The following is a 13,409-nucleotide window of genomic DNA, read 5'->3' as shown; positions in this document are numbered from 1 at the left end:
AGACGGTTGCCGCCCCGCTACGGTCGGGTGTGGTCAGGACCGGGGGTCGAGGAAGGGTTGCACCAGGCATGAAGCTGTCGATGTTCCGGCGCCGTCCCGCGCTGCTGGCCCTTGCGGCCTGCCTGGCACCCGCCCTGGCCTGCCCCGCCCCGGCGCAGGAACCCCCGGCCCCGGCCCCCGCCGACGAGACCGCCGATAGCCCGGCAGAGGCCACGCCCTACACCGTCGCCATCAAGGGGGTGGAGGAGCATGACCAGCTCACCACCCTGCTGGAGGAGGTTTCCCGCCTGGTGGCCCTGCGGGAACAGCCGCCGCCCTCGCCCGTGGGCCTGCGCCGCCGGGCGGAGGCGGACCGGGAGCGGCTGGCCGCCGCCCTGCGCTCCGCCGGCTATTTCGACGCGGTGATGGACATCGACGTGGACGTGGAGACCAGCCCCGCCCTGGTGACCATCACCATCGAGGAGGGGCCGCGCTACACCGTCTCCTCCGTCAGGCTGGAGGACGCCAAGGGCCAGCCCCTCCCCACCGACGTGCTGAAGGCGGAGGACCTTGGCCTGGGCAAGGGCGCCCCCGCCCGCGGGCCGGACGTGCTGGCGGCGGAGGACCGCATCACCCCCCGCTTCGCCGAGCGGGGCTATGCCTATGCCCGGGTGGTGGACCGGCGGCTGGTGGTGGACCACATCGCCAGGACCATGGACGTGACCTTCCAGGTGGACCCCGGCCTGCCCATCAAGTACGGCGACCTGAGCATCCAGGGCCTGGAGGACGTGGAGGCGAAGGCGGTGCGCCGCCGCATCCCCTGGAAGCCCGGCGACCCCTACCGCCCGCTCCAGCTGGAAGAGGCGCGGGAGGATCTGGCGGAACTGGGCGTCTTCTCCAGCGTCCGCCTGCGGCTGGCGGACCAGCCCATGCCCGACGGCACCGCGCCGGTGGAGGTGATCGTCCAGGAACGGGACATGCGCTTCATCGGCTTCGGCGCCACCTACGGCACCGACGACGGCTTCGGCGCCAACGCCTATTGGGGCCACCGCAACCTGCTGGGCGGGGCGGAGAACTTCCGGGTGGGCGCCACCATCGCCGGCATCGGCCGCAACAGCACGACCGACGCGGGGGAGTTCGACTACGACCTGACGGCCACCTACCGGGAACCGGATTTCCTCAGCCGCAACCAGTCCCTGACCCTTTCCAGCAGCGCCGTGCTGGAGCACCCGGACGCATACCGCCGGAAGGCGCTGGTGCTGAGCGGCATCGTGGAACGCCCCATCTCCGACGACATCACCGCCAGCCTGGGCGTCACCTTTGAGCAGAGCCAGGTGACGGAGAACGAGCAGCGGACCAACAACACCCTGTTCGGCATCCCGGCGGCCCTGACCATCGACAAGAGCAACGACCTGCTGAACGCCACGTCCGGCTGGCGGTTCAGCGCCGCGGCCACGCCCTACCTGGCGGCCTTCGGCGACAGTTCCAGCTTCACCATCGCCCGGTTCCAGGGCAGCGCCTATCTGGGCCTGGGCGACACGGACAACTACGTCCTGGCCGGCCGGGCCGTGTACGGCTTCATCGTCGGTGGCGGGCTGCTGGACGTGCCGGCGGACAAGCGGTTCTACGCCGGGGGCGGCGGTTCTATCCGCGGCTATGGCTACCAGAAGGTGGGCCCCCGCGACGCGGAGAACGATCCCCAGGGCGGTCTTTCCCTGTTCGAGGCCAGCATCGAGATGCGCATCAAGGTGGCGGAAAACATCGGCATCGTGCCCTTCATCGACGCCGGCAACGTCTATGAATCCGAGTATCCAAGCCTGTCCGACGGGCTGCGCTACGGCGCCGGCATCGGCGTGCGCTACTACACCCCCGTCGGCCCCATCCGGGTGGACGCGGCGGTGCCCCTGCGGCGGCAGTCGGGGGACAACAGCTTCCAGCTCTATGTCAGCATCGGCCAGGCGTTCTGAAGGGCCCCATCAGCATGTCCAGACCGTTGCGCATCACCCTTTACGTCATCGGCGGCCTGATCGGCCTCATCCTGCTCATCGTCGTGGGCGTCGGCGGCTGGCTTTCGACCGGCAGCGGTCGCGACTTCGTGGTCAGCCAGCTTGAGGCCAACGTGCCCGGCCTGAAGGTCGAGGGGGCCCAGGGCTCCGTCTTCGACCTGACCGCCGACCGCATCACCCTGTCCGACCGGGACGGCGTCTGGCTGACCATCGACAAGCCCCAGCTCGACTGGTCCGCCCTGGCGCTGGCCGGCCGCACGGTGGAGGTGAACCGCCTCGCCGCCGGCCGGGTGGAGGTGGCCCGTGCCCCGGTGTCCGAGCCCAAGCCGGAGGAACCGGACGACGGCCAGCCCTTCCGCCTGCCCGTCGCCATCGAGCTGGAACAACTCGACCTGCCCCGGATTGAGCTGGGCCCCGGCCTGCTGGGCGGGCAACAGGCGGTCCTGGCCGCCAAGGGGGCGGCGGAGATCCCGGCGGGGGAGGTTGGCGGCCATGTCAACCTGACCGTGGACCGGATCGATGAGAACCCGGGCCGCGCGGTGCTGGACGCCACCTACGTGCCCGGCAGCACCCTCGCCCTCGACCTGAAGGTGGAAGAGCCGGCGGGCGGGGTGGTGTCGGAACTGCTGGACATCCCCGGCCGGCCGCCGGTCACCGCCACCCTCACCGGCAAGGGCCCGCTCACCGACTGGACCGGCAAGCTCACGGCACTCGCGGGCGACGTGGCGAACCTGGAGGCGGAGGCCCGCATCCGCCCGGCCAATGGCCGCTTCACCTTCGGGCTGGAGGCCGACGGCAACATCCAGGCCCTGCTGCCCGACGCGGCCGCCGACCTGGTGGGGCCGAAGCTTGCCCTGGGCGCCGGCGGCCTGATCATCCCGGGGGAGCTGGTCAACCTGGACGGCATCGGCATGACCACCGCCGCCGGCCGCCTGTCCGGCGGCGGGCAGTACGCGCTGAACACGGACCGGCTGGACCTCGGCCTGGTGTTCGAGGCGGCGGAGGACTCCACCCTGCACCAGGTGGTGGCGGAGCCCGTGTTCCGGGAAGGGCGGGCGGAGCTGCGCGTCACCGGCACCACCCGCCTGCCCCGATTCGACCTGGAACTCGCCCTGCAGGACCCGGCCTTCCGACAATACGCGGCCCAGGCGCTGACCCTGGTCGCCTCGGCGGTGCCGCAGGGCAATGACCGGAACCGCATGCTGGTCACGGCCAAGGCGGCGTTCGATCGGCTGGGCGGCGACGACGTCCGCCTCGCCCCCGTGGCAGGGCCCAAGGCGGGGCTGGACCTCCAGGCCCTCATCGACGCCAACAATGGCGCCATCCGCCTGGACCGGCTGGTGCTGGACAGCGCCGGCCTCGATGCCACGGCCGAGGGCACGGCGCAGGATTGGGGCCGCGGCGCCCTGGACGCCACGGCCCGGCTCACCGCCCCCGACCTGGGCACCCTCAGCGCCCTGGCGGGCCGCGACCTGGGCGGGGCCCTGACCGCCGACCTGAAGGCCACCCGCAAGGACGGCACCCTGACCGCCCGGCTGGACGCAAGGGGCAAGGCCCTGGCCACCGGCACCCCGGCGGCTGACGCCCTGCTGGGGCCGGAGACCACCCTGGCCGGCACCGTCACCCAGGCCGGCGACACCACCCGCGTGCAGGACCTCGCCCTCACCAGCCCGCGGGCGGAGGTACGTGGCAACGCCACCCTGCGGGGTGACCGGCTCACCGCCGAAGGCAACGCCCGCCTGCCAGACCTCGCCCCCCTGGGTCAGGCGCTGGAAACGCCCATGGCCGGCAGCGGAAGGCTGGAGGCACGGGCGGAGGGCCCGCTGGACGCCCTCACCGTCAACGCCACCCTGAACGGCGAGGGGCTGGACATCGCCGGCCGGAACCTGGGCACGGCCCGGCTGGCGGTGGAGGCGGCGGAGGTGCCCCGCGCCCCCCGCGGCCGGGTGGACGGCGCCACCAGCCTGAACGGGCAGCCCGTCACCCTGGGTGCCCGCTTCTCCCTTGGCGAGCAACGCCTGGCCCTGTCCGACCTGGCCGCCACCGTGGGCCCCAACCGGCTGGCGGGGGAAGTGGCGGCGGACCTCGCCTCCGGCACCGCCGTGGGGCGGGTGGGGGCGGAGCTGCCGGACCTGGGCCCGCTGGGGGAGCTGGCGGGGCAGCGCCTCGCCGGCACCGGCGACGCCACCATCCGGCTGGAGGCGCCGGGCGGCCGCCAAGCCATCCTGGTGGACGCCACCCTCGCCAACCTGGTGCGGCGGGTGGAGGACGAGGCCCAGAACCTCGGCCGCCTGACCCTGACCGGCCGCGTGGCCGATGCCACGGGCACGCCCAACCTGGACGTGGCCCTGCGCGCGGCGGACATCAGCAGCGGCAGCTTCCGCCTGGACACGGTAACCGCCACGGCCAAGGGCCCCCTGACCAACACGGCCATCGCCCTGGACGCCGCCGGCCGCGGCGCGCGGCCCGTCAGCCTGAGCGGCGCCGGCACCCTGGCCCGCAATGCGGCGGGGGAGACGCGGGTGGCCCTGGACCGGCTGTCCGCCCGCATCCAGGACACCCAGTTCCGCCTGGCCCAGCGCGCCACCATCACCAGCGCGGGGGACCGGCTGGCGGTGGACGGCCTCGCCCTGGTCTCCGGCAATGCCCGGCTGGCGCTGGACGCCGACATCACGGGCAAGACGCTGGAGGGGCGGCTCGCCCTCACCCGCGTGCCCCTGGCCTGGGCCCGGCTGCTGGACCCGACCCTGACGCTGGAGGGCGACCTGAACGGCCAGGCCACCCTGGCCGGCACGGTGGCGGACCCGCGGGGCGACCTGGGCTTCCGGCTCAGCGGCTTCCGCATCTCCCCCGCCGCCCGCGGCGGTCCGGGCGCGCTGGGGGCGACCCTGGACGGCACCTGGCGCAACGGCCGCCTTGCCCTCACCTCCCGCGCCACGGCGGACGGCGGCGGGGTGGACCTGACGGCCAAGGGTGACATCCCCCTGATCCTGGCGGGCAGCGCCTTCGCGGTGGAGCTGCCGCAGGACCGGCCCGTCAGCGGCAGCGTGGACGGGCGGGTGGAGCTGTCCCGCCTGAACGACTTCCTGGCCGGCTCAGGCGACCGCATCCGCGGCGGGCTTGCCGTGGACCTGACCCTGGGCGGCACCCTGGCGGACCGGCAGCTGGCCGGCACGGTGCAGCTCCTGAAGGCCCGCTATGAGAACCAGCAGTGGGGCACCATCATCCGCGACATCGACGCCACCCTGGTGGGCGACCCGCAGGGGCTGGTGGTCCGCAGCTTCACCGGCCGGGCAGGGCAGGGGACGTTGGGGGCAAGCGGGGCCATCCGCTTCGACCCCGCCCTGGCCGAGCGCCAGATCGACTTGCGCCTCACCGCCGACCGGGCGCTGCTGGCCAACACGGACCTGGCCACCGCCACCGCCGGGGCGGACATCGCCGTCACGGGCAGCTTCCAGCAGATGCTGGTGGCCGGCCGGGTGGACGTGCGGGAGGCGCGGGTGCGCATCCCCGACAAGCTGCCGCCCCAGGTGGCCGACCTGAAGATCATCGAGAAGAACGCCCCGCCCCCGCCGCCACCGCCGGGGGAGCTGGCGGACAACCGGGCCCAGCCGCCGCCCGCCGTCACCACCGCCGGCAGCGGCGCCCAGGACAGCGGCTCCTCCGAGGGGCTGGGGACCCCCGGGGGCCTGCCCGTGTCCCCCACCGACCCGGCCGCCGCCCCGGCGGAGACGGTGATCGCCCTGGACCTGGACGTCACCGCCCCCAACCAGGTCTATGTCCAGGGCCGCGGCCTGGACAGCGAGTTCCAGGCGGACCTGGAGGTGAAGGGCACCACCGCCCAGCCGCTGGTGACCGGTGAGGTGACCCTGGTGAAGGGCGACCTGTCGGTCCTGGGCCAGACCTTCACCCTGGCCCGCGCCAACCTGACCTTCCTGGGCGACGGCACGCTGGAGCCCAACCTGGACGTGGAGGCCCGCACCCAGCGCGGCGACATCACCGCCATCATCGACGTGGAGGGACGGCCGTCGAAGCCCGTGGTCAAGCTGACATCCGAGCCGCCCTACCCGGAGGACGAGGTGCTGGCCCGGCTGCTGTTCAACCGCGGCGCCGGCCAGCTCTCCGCCTTCGAGGCCCTGCAACTGGCCCAGAGCGCCGCCCAGCTCACCGGCCTGATCGGCGGCGGGCCCGGGGTGCTTGACAAGGTGAAGCAGTCCCTGGGCGTGGACCGGCTGGAAATCCGCGGCAGCGAGAGCGGGGAAGGGCTGGGCACCGTCGCCGCCGGCCGCTATGTGGGCCGCCGCACCTATGTGGGCGTGGAACAGGAATTGGGCACCGGCCAGAGCAAGGCCACCGTGGAGTATGAGCTGACCGACAACATCAAGGCCCGCGGCGAGGTGGGCACCGAAAGCAAGGTCGGCGTGCAGTTCGAGTGGGATTACTAAGGCCGATGGAAGACGTCGCTCGCGAGTGGGATTTTTATAGCAATCCGATACGGATAGGTATATTTCTATAGTGAATTGCATGAAGCCTGAGGTGGCTGAGATGGATTATTCAAAAATAGCACCAGGTACTTTTACCGCAATCGAACATTTAGCGCCGAGCGGGAGTAATTTGCCCGGAGCGGCCAAGATGTTGGGAATGGTGGCATCTTCTGCCGGATCGCCCAAGACCTTACTTTTCCTTAGAACGCACGAGCACGCAGAGTTTTCTCAAATGCCTGCTCATGGCATAACAATAAATCAGAACAGCGGTCGTATAAGAACGGCGATTTGCCCGATTGAGAAAATAGGGGTGCTGGCTTCACATCCAGGCGTAAAATTCATTTATCCATCTGTGCAACTCAAGCCGAAGATGGATCGAGCGCTTAAATTGATAAATTTCCCATCGTTTCAAGTAAAAACCAATCTAACTGGAAAAGGAGTCATCATCGGTATAGTCGACTCAGGTATTGATGGAAGGCACCCTATGTTTGATGGGCGCATTGAAGCTGTTTGGGATCAAACAATTCCCGGCATCACTGTCGCTGAAGGTGATTATGGGCATGAACTTACCGGGCACGCTATATCTAAAGCCCGGGATGAGAACGGACATGGTACTCATGTAGCAGGTATCGCAGCCGGTGCGCACCTGCAGTACCAAGGTGTGGCACCGGAAGCAAAACTGGTAATCGTCAAAACAGATTTCCAAAATGCCCACATCGCGGACGGAATTCGCTACATTTTCCGCGTCGCAAAGTCTTTAGGAATGCCTGCTGTCGTGAATCTGAGCTTAGGGGGGCATTTCGACGCTCATGATGGAACAGATGCGTTATCGGAGTTGATTAATGACGTCTCCGGTCCTGGAAGACTGGTGTGCTGTGCTGCTGGAAATGAGGGTGACGATGACATCCACGCATTGACTGAATTGCGGGGCCACTCCCCCGACGCAATCCAGTTCCGCCTTCAGTCAAATGGGAACACGCCGGCAGAGGCGGTTCTGAACTGCTGGTATGGAGGCAGCGAACCGCTGGAGCTTGCAATCGAGTCACCGATCGGCCAAGTAACACCATGGTTTTCTGCTGACACTTCAGCGACTGGCGTAGAAACACTCTATCTGGCGGCAAACAGAATTATTATTGATGGTAGACGAGATATTGCCAATGGGGATTATCAGGTTTTAATTAGCATTCTACCAAGCAGCATTCAATTAGGAACTGTGTGGAGATTGCACCTTCGGAATCGGAGTTCAGCAAACGTTAAAGTGCATATGTGGGCAATGGCGGATGAAGGTAACGTAACATTCCGCCCTCCTCATGCATATGACGGTTTTAAAATCGGGTCGCCGGGAAGTGCGTCCAGTGCCATCACGGTGGCCAGCATCACCAGTCGGGATAGTTGGACCGATATCACCAACACCCGCAGGAGCTCTGCGATGCCTCTTGGCGCGATTTCACCTTACTCCAGCCCAGGCCCACTCCGGAATGGAAAGCTCAAGCCGGATTTGGCGGCGCCAGGCGCGTTTCTGATTTCTGCGATGTCGGCTCAGTCTGGTGCGAATGTCGACGACAGTTACAAAATTGACACCTATCTGAGGGCGAATGCGGGAACCAGCATGGCCTGCCCTGTTATAACTGGGCTGTGCGGGCTCTTATTGCAGCGTGATCGGATGCTGGACCCGTATAGTGCTCGGCGTTTGCTCACGTCAGCGGTATCGCCAATGCCCGGGTTTGATCGACGTTATGGATTTGGGATCATTGACGCCGCGGCGCTTTGAGCTTAGGGTCTGTCGTGAGGTGAAAATGTTACCCGCTAAGATCGACTCGGCACTTGCTATTGAGCTGGCCTCATCGAGCGGCAAGGGGACTTTCCCTGTCTTCTTGCGCGTCGATCTTCCTACGCCTCGTGACGGCGTTGATATTCTCGCCAGGGCCGGGGTGAAGGGTGCTGGTGAGCAGCGAGTCTTGACGGCTGAATTGAGCAAGACAGAAATCGCAGCGCTGACAGACCAGCGATGGGTCCGATCGATAAGTCTCTCCAGGGTATCCCGACCATTGCGACGGATTGGTTAATTCAATCAAGTCATTGTGATTGTCAGGGGCGGGCGGGGATTGAACTATCGCCCCCGCCCCTGAGGCTCACGCCCGGCTGACGAAGTACGCGTTGACCGGGTCATGCTCCAGCCGGTGGCAGGTGATGTCACGGAAGCCGGCCTCCCGCAGCATGTTCTCCGCCAGCTCCACCCCCCACATGGTGCCCAGGCCCGCCCCGCCCTGGCCCAGGGACACGGGCATGCAGTGCAGGGTGGACATGGCATAGAGCAGGGGCGCGAACGGGTTCTCCAGGTTCCGCTCCAGGAAGCTGGACCCGCCGATGTCCTGCATCAGGTAGGTGCCGCCCGGCTTCAGCGACCGGGCGATGCCGCGCAGCAGGCCCGCCGGGTTCTTCTGGTCATGCACCGCGTCGAAGGTGGTGATCAGGTCGAAGGCCTCCGGCTCGGCGAAGTCGCTCAGGTCCCGCGCCTCGAAGAACACGTTGGTCAGGTTCCGCTCCCGCGCCATGCGCCAGCCGGCGTCCAGCGCGTCCTCGCACAGGTCCAGGCCCACGAAGCGGCTTTTGGGGAAGCGCTCCGCCATGGCCAGCAGGGCCCGGCCCTGGCCGCAGCCGGCATCCATCACGGCGATGCCCTGCCCCAGCCGTTCCAGGACCCCCGGCACCAGGGGCAGGATGGCGGTGAACAGGTGGGCGACGACGGACTGGGCGCTTTCCTCCGCCATGCAGGCGTGGAAGCAGGGATACTCGTGGTAATGGGTGCCGCCGCCCTTGTGGAAGCACTCCACCACCCGGTCCATGGCCCGGGTGGCCACGGGCAGCAGCTGGGCGGTGACCGCCAGGTTGGTGCCGCTGGCGTCGGTCAGGAAGGGCACGTGTTCCGCCGGCAGGCGGTAGGTGCAGGCGGCGGCGTCATACTCCACCACCCCGCCGTCACCATGACGGCCAGCCATTCCCGCACATAGCGCTCATCCAACCTGGCGGCGTCGGCCACCTGCTGGCTGCTGGCGGCGGGCAGGGCGGCCATGGTGTCGAACAGGCGGGTCTTGTGGCCGATGGCGGCCATCATGGAAACGGCGGCGCCGTTCATGAATTCCACCATCCGCCCCATGAACTGCTCGGACCGGGCCTGGTCGAAGGTGGTGGCGGTGGTACCGATGGTCTGTCGCGTTTCCGCCTGGATTTGGGTATCCGGCATGACTTACTCCCTATAACCGGGTCGAAACCGACCCGTTTTCTTGCCAAACTGGAATTGGCCGGACCGTGCCGGCGGCCCTGGACATACGCCCGCCGCGCAAGCCACCGTGAGGGACGGACCGGCCAGGACCGGGGCTCCCGTGCCAAAACCCCACTATCCTCATGGGGAATGGCCCAAGGGGGGGATGGGAGGTGCCGTATGGCTACCCCGCGCGTCACCATCGACCTGCTGGCCATGCCGGAGGCGGCGTCCTCCTGCCTCTACGGCCTGTTCGACATCTTCAGCTTCGCCGGCGTCCTCTGGTCCCAGATCATGGGGGAGGGGGCGTGCGAGCCGCTGATGGACGTGCGCATCGTGGCGGCGGAAAAGCGGCCCTTCCACTGCCTGGGCGGTGTCCCGGTGGAGCCGCAGGCCGGCTTCGCCGACGGCCTGTCCCGCGCGGTGCTGGTGGTCCCGGACATCCTGGTGCCCCTGGACCAGCCTTTGCCGGAGCGGCTCCGGCCGGAGGTGGAGTGGGTCCGGCGGAGTTATGAGAACGGCGCCATCGTCTGTTCCGTCTGCACCGGCACCCTGATGCTGGCGGCCACGGGCCTGCTGGACGGGGAGGAGGCCACCAGCCACTGGGGCTTCATCGAGCCCATCCGCCGCTTCTACCCCGCCGTGAAGCTGCGGCCGGAGCGCATCCTGGTCCCCGCCGGGGACGGGCACCGGCTGGTCACCGCCGGCGGTTCCGCCTCCTGGAACGATCTGGCCCTCTACCTCATCGCCCGCTTCTGTGGGGAGAGGCATGCCGTGCAGACGGCCAAGGTGCTGCTGATCTCCGGCCACCAGGAAGGCCAGCTCCCCTATGCCGCCATGGCCCGCAGCCGGCAATATGCCGACCCCGCCATCGCCGCGGCCCAGTCCTGGATCGCGGAGAATTACGCCCGGCCCAACCCGGTGGCGGGCATGCTGGCCTGCACCGGCCTGCCGGAGCGCACCTTCAAGCGCCGCTTCAAGGCCGCCACCGGCTTCACGCCCCTGGAATATGCCCAGACCCTGCGGCTGGAGGAGGCGAAGCAGGCCCTTGAGTCCACCGACGCCTGCATCGACCAGGTGGGCCTCTCGGTGGGGTATGAGGACCCGGCCTTCTTCCGCAGCCTGTTCAAGCGCAAGACCGGCTTGACCCCCAGCCAGTACCGTCGCAAATTCGCCGGCCTGCGCCCGCCGCCGGTGCCCCTGCCCCGGCGGGAAGTGGTGCCGGCGGGCTGACCGGATGACGCGCGGACGACCCTGACGATCGGCCGTCCTGTGATCGCGCGTATTAGGATGCTGCGTCGCAATAGGCCCAGCCTATCGTCATAATCGGAAGTTCCGATTTGAAATATCAAGGCGGTGGGGCCATTTCTGGAACCGTTCAAGGCGGTTGCCTTGGGCGCGGATGCTGCTGTGCCCACCGATGACCGCCACTGCAAGATCGCGATCCTGCGCAACATTCCCGGAGCTTCATAGCATGCTGACCGTCGGCGACAAGTTTCCCGCGTTCGACCTGAAGGCCGTCGTTTCCACCGACCCGAAGACCGCTTTCACCCAGATCAGCAACGAGACCCACAAGGGCAAGTGGCTGGTCGTGTTCTTCTGGCCGAAGGACTTCACCTTCGTCTGCCCGACCGAGATCGCTGCCTTCGGCAAGCTGAACGGTGAGTTCGCGGACCGTGACGCCCAGGTGCTGGGCGCCTCCACGGACTCCGAGTTCGTGCACCTGGCCTGGCGGCAGAACCATGCCGACCTGAAGGACCTGCCGTTCCCCATGCTCGCCGACATCAAGCGCGAGCTGTCCACCGAGCTGGGCATCCTGGACAAGAACGAGGGCGTCGCCCTGCGCGCCACCTTCATCGTGGACCCGGAGGGCATCATCCGCTTCGCCTCCGTCCATGACCTGTCCGTGGGCCGCAACGTGAACGAGGTGCTGCGCACCCTCGACGCGCTGCAGACCGATGAGCTGTGCCCCTGCAACTGGCAGAAGGGCGAAGAGGTCCTGAAGGTCGCCTAAGCTCCCCCGGGCGCGACCTTCCGGAAGGCGGGCGCCGCACCCCCCCAATCGCGGCGCCCGCCCCCCTCCATTCCCAAGACATTCCTGGTTTTCCTGATGCGGACGTGCCCCCGGGCACGCGTCCCCGGAGTCATCCCATGTCCATCGACGCGCTGAAGCAGACGCTTCCCGACTATGCCAAGGACCTGAAGCTGAACCTCGGGTCCGTCATCACCACCTCTTCCCTGACCCCGGCCCAGGCCTGGGGCACCGCCGTGACGGCCGCCATCGCCAGCCGCAACGACGTGCTGACCCGCGCCATCGTGGCCGACGCCGCCCAGCACCTGGACGCCGCCGCCCTGAACGCCGCCAAGGCCGCGGGCGCCATCATGGGCATGAACAACGTGTACTACCGGTTCGTGCACCTGGCCGCGAACAAGGAATACGGCAAGATGCCGGCCAAGCTGCGGATGAACATCATCGGCAACCCCGGCGTCGCCAAGGTGGACTTCGAGCTGTGGTCCCTGGCCGCCAGCGCCGTCAACGGCTGCGGCATGTGCATCGACGCCCACGAGCATGAGGTGATCCAGAAGGGCGCCACCAAGGAGAACGTGCAGGACGTGGTGCGCATCGCCGCCGTGATCCACGCCGTCGCCACCGTCCTGGACACCGAAGCCGCCCTGTCCGGCGCCTCCCAAGCCGCCGCGGCCTGAACCGGACCGGTTGCCGTCGCTGGTGACACTTGGACGGTGTCCCCCGATGCGGCGCCCACGGTGGCGAAGATACGGGTGACATGAGAGGCCCTGGGGTGGCGAGCCCCAGGGCCTTTCCCATGTGTGGAAGGTGGCAGGTCAGGGTCCGGCCAGCTTTCAGCCTCGGCCAAGCACGCGGGACTGCGACAGCATGTCCCCCCTGATTCGCCCTGCCGGCGGGAAGGGGTGCCGATATACCGGGAAAGCTGATCGTTCCACGGAGCCAGCCTATGGAAATGATCTGGTTCTGGCTGTTCGCCAGCTTGCTGCTCATCCATAACGCCGAAGAGTATGCCTTCATCAACCGACTGGCGGAGGCGCTTTCCAGCCGGGGGTTTCGCGTTCCCGTCCGACGTTTCCGCGTCGCCCTGGCGGTCATAACGCTTGCGGGCTTTGCCTTGGTGCCGTTGAAGGCGGCGGGTTTGGCGAGCGCCGACCAACTGCTGGCCGGTGCCGCGGTGGTCATGGCGATCAACGTCTTCTTTCCGCATGTTCTTCTGACCGCCGCCCTTCGTCGCTACACCGCCGGCGTCGTGAGCGCCGTTTTGCTAGTAGCGCCCACATCGATCCTGACACTTCGGGCGGCGCTTCACAGCGGCCTCACCCCGTCGCAGATCGCGGTGGGCACCCTGGCCGTCGGGGTTCCCCTCATCGCGTTCATCTGGCTGTTCATTGGCCATGGCCTCACGCGGGACCGCGATGGGACAGATGCGGGCGGCTTTCCCTTTTCATGAACAGATCCGCTGGCAGGGGTCGCGGGGGGCCGGCTTGACCATGTGTCGGGAACCAGCCCTTGGCCTCGCGGCTGACCAGAGGCTGGGCGGCGTCGATGGGGATGATGGGCAGGCTGGCCGGCATGTTCTGCCGCAGCCAGGGGACCTCCGGGTCCGGCAGGTCATGGGTGAGGTGCAGTCCCTGGCAACCCGGCACCAT

General features: G+C 67.9%; 9 protein-coding genes. 7 read left to right on the top strand and 2 right to left on the bottom strand.

Translation table 11 applies throughout. The annotated features are described in order from the left end of the window. The first annotated feature begins 68 nt into the window (after positions 1 to 68). From HHL28_RS12295 to HHL28_RS12285, 3 genes are all read left to right on the top strand, one after another. Entirely contained in the window at positions 69 to 1,946 is a 1,878-nt protein-coding gene (locus HHL28_RS12295; protein ID WP_169655197.1) for an autotransporter assembly complex protein TamA, read from the top strand. A 14-nt stretch (positions 1,947 to 1,960) separates the two neighbouring features. Beyond that, entirely contained in the window at positions 1,961 to 6,430 is a 4,470-nt protein-coding gene (locus tag HHL28_RS12290) for a translocation/assembly module TamB domain-containing protein (RefSeq protein ID WP_169655195.1), read from the top strand. A gap of 100 nt (positions 6,431 to 6,530) precedes the next feature. Next, the gene (locus HHL28_RS12285; RefSeq protein ID WP_075769806.1) at positions 6,531 to 8,240 is read left to right on the top strand and encodes a S8 family serine peptidase; all 1,710 of its coding nucleotides are present in this window, start codon (positions 6,531 to 6,533) and stop codon (positions 8,238 to 8,240) included. Positions 8,241 to 8,601: 361 nt separating this feature from the next. Here the strand turns inward: HHL28_RS12285 and HHL28_RS12280 are convergent, their stop codons facing one another. Continuing rightward, the gene (locus HHL28_RS12280) at positions 8,602 to 9,468 is read right to left on the bottom strand and encodes a class I SAM-dependent methyltransferase (RefSeq protein ID WP_404325666.1); all 867 of its coding nucleotides are present in this window, start codon (positions 9,466 to 9,468) and stop codon (positions 8,602 to 8,604) included. Continuing rightward, positions 9,378 to 9,713, bottom strand: a complete 336-nt coding sequence (locus HHL28_RS18700; RefSeq protein ID WP_404325664.1) for a hypothetical protein — start codon at positions 9,711 to 9,713, stop codon at positions 9,378 to 9,380. Before HHL28_RS18700 ends, HHL28_RS12280 begins: the two co-directional genes overlap by 91 nt. A 198-nt stretch (positions 9,714 to 9,911) precedes the next feature. Between HHL28_RS18700 and HHL28_RS12275 the strand changes: the two genes are divergently transcribed. The 4 genes from HHL28_RS12275 to HHL28_RS12260 all read left to right on the top strand — a co-directional run bounded on the left by HHL28_RS12275 (position 9,912) and on the right by HHL28_RS12260 (position 13,210). Next, positions 9,912 to 10,964 carry a GlxA family transcriptional regulator gene (locus HHL28_RS12275; protein WP_075769705.1) on the top strand — a complete coding sequence of 351 codons (1,053 nt, stop codon included), beginning with the start codon at positions 9,912 to 9,914 and terminating at the stop codon, positions 10,962 to 10,964. Between the two features lie 241 nt (positions 10,965 to 11,205). Next, complete coding sequence (locus HHL28_RS12270; protein ID WP_075769706.1) at positions 11,206 to 11,745, top strand: peroxiredoxin; 540 nt, start codon at positions 11,206 to 11,208, stop codon at positions 11,743 to 11,745. A 137-nt stretch (positions 11,746 to 11,882) separates the two neighbouring features. Further along, positions 11,883 to 12,437, top strand: coding sequence for a carboxymuconolactone decarboxylase family protein (locus HHL28_RS12265; RefSeq protein ID WP_075769707.1), 555 nt, complete (start codon positions 11,883 to 11,885; stop codon positions 12,435 to 12,437). Positions 12,438 to 12,706: 269 nt separating this feature from the next. Then, the gene (locus tag HHL28_RS12260) at positions 12,707 to 13,210 is read left to right on the top strand and encodes an HXXEE domain-containing protein (RefSeq protein WP_075769708.1); all 504 of its coding nucleotides are present in this window, start codon (positions 12,707 to 12,709) and stop codon (positions 13,208 to 13,210) included. Positions 13,211 to 13,409: the final 199 nt, after the last annotated feature.

This window comes from Aerophototrophica crusticola (genome assembly GCF_012913305.1).
Lineage (GTDB): Bacteria > Pseudomonadota > Alphaproteobacteria > Azospirillales > Azospirillaceae > Niveispirillum > Niveispirillum crusticola.
This window is presented reverse-complemented; position numbering and strand designations above follow the sequence as displayed.

Excerpts from the sequence above, each read along its gene's own strand:
- HHL28_RS12295 (WP_169655197.1), top strand. The coding sequence starts at position 69 with ATGAAGCTGTCGATGTTCCGGCGCCGTCCCGCGCTGCTGGCCCTTGCG.
- HHL28_RS12290 (WP_169655195.1), top strand. The coding sequence starts at position 1,961 with ATGTCCAGACCGTTGCGCATCACCCTTTACGTCATCGGCGGCCTGATC.
- HHL28_RS12285 (WP_075769806.1), top strand. The coding sequence starts at position 6,531 with ATGGATTATTCAAAAATAGCACCAGGTACTTTTACCGCAATCGAACAT.
- HHL28_RS12280 (WP_404325666.1), bottom strand. The coding sequence starts at position 9,468 with ATGGCTGGCCGTCATGGTGACGGCGGGGTGGTGGAGTATGACGCCGCC.
- HHL28_RS18700 (WP_404325664.1), bottom strand. The coding sequence starts at position 9,713 with ATGCCGGATACCCAAATCCAGGCGGAAACGCGACAGACCATCGGTACC.
- HHL28_RS12275 (WP_075769705.1), top strand. The coding sequence starts at position 9,912 with ATGGCTACCCCGCGCGTCACCATCGACCTGCTGGCCATGCCGGAGGCG.
- HHL28_RS12270 (WP_075769706.1), top strand. The coding sequence starts at position 11,206 with ATGCTGACCGTCGGCGACAAGTTTCCCGCGTTCGACCTGAAGGCCGTC.
- HHL28_RS12265 (WP_075769707.1), top strand. The coding sequence starts at position 11,883 with ATGTCCATCGACGCGCTGAAGCAGACGCTTCCCGACTATGCCAAGGAC.
- HHL28_RS12260 (WP_075769708.1), top strand. The coding sequence starts at position 12,707 with ATGGAAATGATCTGGTTCTGGCTGTTCGCCAGCTTGCTGCTCATCCAT.